General features: G+C 36.3%; 3 protein-coding genes. All 3 read left to right on the forward strand.

Annotation, left to right across the window (positions count from 1 at the left end; translation table 11 throughout):
- The first annotated feature begins 767 nt into the window (after window positions 1-767).
- A complete protein-coding gene (locus BN338_RS04910; RefSeq protein ID WP_039759623.1) occupies window positions 768-2399 on the forward strand; it encodes an ABC transporter substrate-binding protein in 1632 nt (543 codons plus the stop codon).
- Window positions 2400-2634: 235 nt separating this feature from the next.
- Window positions 2635-2853: a hypothetical protein gene (locus BN338_RS04915; protein WP_156809249.1), complete on the forward strand. Its 219-nt coding sequence runs from the start codon at window positions 2635-2637 to the stop codon at window positions 2851-2853.
- Window positions 2854-2975: 122 nt separating this feature from the next.
- Window positions 2976-3176, forward strand: a complete 201-nt coding sequence (locus BN338_RS11630) for a hypothetical protein (protein ID WP_156809250.1) — start codon at window positions 2976-2978, stop codon at window positions 3174-3176.
- Window positions 3177-3386: the final 210 nt, after the last annotated feature.

The raw sequence follows: 3386 nt of genomic DNA on the forward strand, positions 1-3386 counted from the left end.
ATATCCTGTTAAGAGAGATTTTTTATTCTCATTGAAGATGTGTTTGCGTGGGTGTTAAAATGAACATTTTAACTTTTCTGAATTGAAAAGGGGTAATTTACTTTCTGAAAAAAATGAGTGCAACAACGTAGCGTAAGTTAGTATTGCTAAAGGATAAAAGACTTTGCAATATTGAAGAAAAATTTTTCATAGGGAGATATTGGGGGCGGTGAAGGATCTCAGTTTTTTTATGGTGCCCGTGCCTTCTTTTGCTTTAAAAGATGATGATTTAAAAAATGATGAGATGCCAAGGGGTATTGTTTTAAAGGGAGTGATGCAAAAAATTTGAAGAAGGAATAAAAGCCGTTGCATTTGGCAAATCAACGAATTTTCCTGTTTTATCAAATCATCAAATTATTATGAAGGCTCTTTTTTATTAAGGTACTTGAGCCAACAGGGAGGCTTTGATAACATTTAAAAAATGTTAGAAGAAACAAGAGACAAGCTTGCTCAGCAAAAAAGAAAACTTAGTCTTATAGTCTTCAATAGTTAGGCATTAAGATATCATGAATGGCTCTGTTATTGGTGGTTGTTGATCGTATATCAGCGTGTTTTTCTTTGTATGGTTTGGTTTATAAGTGTGGATAGGAGGGATGATTGACAAAAGGTTTTGGGGGTGAAGGTTTTAAAAACTTATCTCTTGGAGGCTATGGTTCGCCCCATTTTATTATTTTGCCCGTTTTTGCAGCATGGAGAATTTATACAATAAACTTTAAAGGGAGAAATCTATGAATTTAAAAAGAAAAATATTAAAAGGGAGCAGTTCTTTTGTTGCTGCTCTTATGGCTTTTGGGATGTTTGTGCAACAAGTTGCTGCAAAAACACCTGCCGATACCCTTGTAATGGCTTTGAATATTGATTCAATCGAGACTTTTGATCCTGCGCAGATCAATGAACGTTATGGCAATGAAATTATTGCTAATATTTGTGATAACTTAATTGATTCCGCTACAGATGATGCAGCTAAAATAGCGCCTTCTTTGGCAAAGAGTTGGGACGTTTCAAATGAGGGCGGGGGTACAGTCATTACTTTTCATTTGCGTGATGATTTGAAATTTAATGATGGACGGCCTGCTGGTGCTCATGATCTTGTTTGGGGGATGAAGCGGGTTGTTAAATTGAAGTTGTCTGCAGCGGCTATATTTAACGAATATGGAATTACAGAACAAAATGTTGATTCTACTCTTCAGGCCCCCGATGAGAAAACAGTGGTGATGAAATTTGACAAGCTTTATCCAGCAGAGATCATCCTTGGGCATATTCTTACGACTCGTGTTGCTGCTTTACTTGATCGTGAGACCATTATGAAACACGAACAAGATGGTGATATGGGAAATCGCTATTTGGCAAGTCACGCTGCTTGTGTTGGACCTTATCAGTTAGAAAGTTGGCGTTCTGGAGAGGCAATTTTGTTGCGTGCAAGTTCCCATCATTGGGGAGGGGCACCCAAATTGAAGCAGATTCTCATTCGACATATTGCAGAGCCTGGAACACAACGTTTGTTGTTGGAAAAACACGATATTGATGTGGCCCGTAATTTGATGCCTGAAGATGTAACAGATCTCCAAGCAACAACAGATATTAAGATTGAAAAAGTATTAGTTCCATCCATGATATTATGGGGATTCAATACAACGAATCCTATTTTTGCCAATGAAAAGGTGCGTTTGGCAATGCGCTATTTGATCGATTATGACACTTTGGGAAAGACTCTTCTTAAAAATGTTGGTATTCTACGATCAAGCTTTATTCCTCTTGGTAATCTTGGGGCTTTGGATGAAAAAGAAGGGCAACCCTTTAAACTTGATCTTGAAAAAGCCAAGCAGCTTTTAACAGAAGCAGGTTATCCAGATGGTTTTGAGGCTAATATTTTTGCAGGAAAATCTCCTTATCCTTTTGCTTTGCCTATTGCTCAGTCTATCCAAGACAATGCAAAAAAAATAGGTGTACACTTTAAGATTGAAAATTTTGTAGGGACACAGTTGTTTTCAAAACTTTATGCACGGAGCTTTGATACAATTTTTATGGGATGGAATAACGATTCTGCAGATCCTTATACAATGGCTTCACGTCTTGTTTATAATCCGGATAATCGGTTTGAGGCTAAAAACACAGGTTATCCTAGTTGGTGCCATGGCTATTTGGATGAAGATATGAATAAGAAGGTGAAAGATGCCTTGTTTCAAAAAGATCCACAGAAACGGGCCAAAATGTATGCTGATTTACAGCGTGATTTTATGCAGAAAGGACCTTATGCGTTTATCTATCAGACATATAATATTGTCGCTATGACACCTGATGTAAAAAAATGGGTGTGGAATGATGCACCACGTATTTTTTATGCTTCTGTTGAAAAATGAGTATGTCTTCGATGCTGTCAAATAGATAAAAAGTGCAATCATGATATCTTCAACGTATTGTATAAGTTTTCAAGCTTTGCAATACGTCGAAGGTCGTGAATAAAGGGGATATATTGTTGAATATTTTTTCAATACATTCTGTTAAAAGAGGTTTTTCATTCTCATTAAAGATGTGTCTGTATGGATGTTAAGATTGAGTATTTCAACTTCGCTGAATGGAAAGGAGGTCAATTTATTGGCTGAAAAAATCTGTGCAACAACTGTTGCGTCATTGAGCCTTGCTAAAGCAGAAAGGATTTTGCACTATGCAAGAAAAGTTTTTTATGGGGGATATGAGGAATATCAGATTGTTAGGGGGCTTATGCCCATGTTTCCTTTTGCTTTGAAAGATGATAAGGTGCGATGGGAGGGTGCTGTTTCACAGAGTAATGAAAAAATTAAAGTCCTTTCTTGAAGAAGAGATAAAAGCTGTTACACTTGGCAAGGTGACGAATTTTTCTACTTTATCGAAACATCAAATTCTTATGAAGGCTCTTTGTTATTAGTGTCCTTAAACCAATAGGGGAGAGTGCTGTGATGACATTAAAAAACGCTAGAAGAGTACAAATGTCCAAAGAAAGAAGAGATAAACTTGTCCAACAAAGCAAAGACGAAACTTTTTATGGTCTTCAATCAAAGGCATTAAGATATCATGAAGTGGCTTTTGTTATTGGTGATTATTCATTGTCTATCAGATTATTTTTCTTTGTATGTTTTGGGGAAGCCTATAGGCGGTGAGCGGAAGAAATGGTCGGCAAATGATGCTATTCTTGAAGATTTAGAACTTTGTCTTTCAAAACCTGTGATTTACTTAGTTTTATTATTTTGCACATTTTTGCTGCATGGAAAATTTACACAATAAACTTGAGAGGGAGAAATCTATGAATTTGAAAAGAAAAATATTAAAAAGGAGTAGCTTTCCTATTTCTTTTCTTATAGCATTTTGAG

Origin of the sequence: Bartonella queenslandensis AUST/NH15, assembly GCF_000312585.1 — a bacterium.
GTDB classification, from domain to species: Bacteria; Pseudomonadota; Alphaproteobacteria; order Rhizobiales; family Rhizobiaceae; genus Bartonella; species Bartonella queenslandensis_A.

Bases quoted from the DNA above. Each gene is read 5' to 3' on its own strand.
- BN338_RS11630 (WP_156809250.1), top strand. From the start codon at position 2,976: ATGACATTAAAAAACGCTAGAAGAGTACAAATGTCCAAAGAAAGAAGA.
- BN338_RS04910 (WP_039759623.1), top strand. From the start codon at position 768: ATGAATTTAAAAAGAAAAATATTAAAAGGGAGCAGTTCTTTTGTTGCT.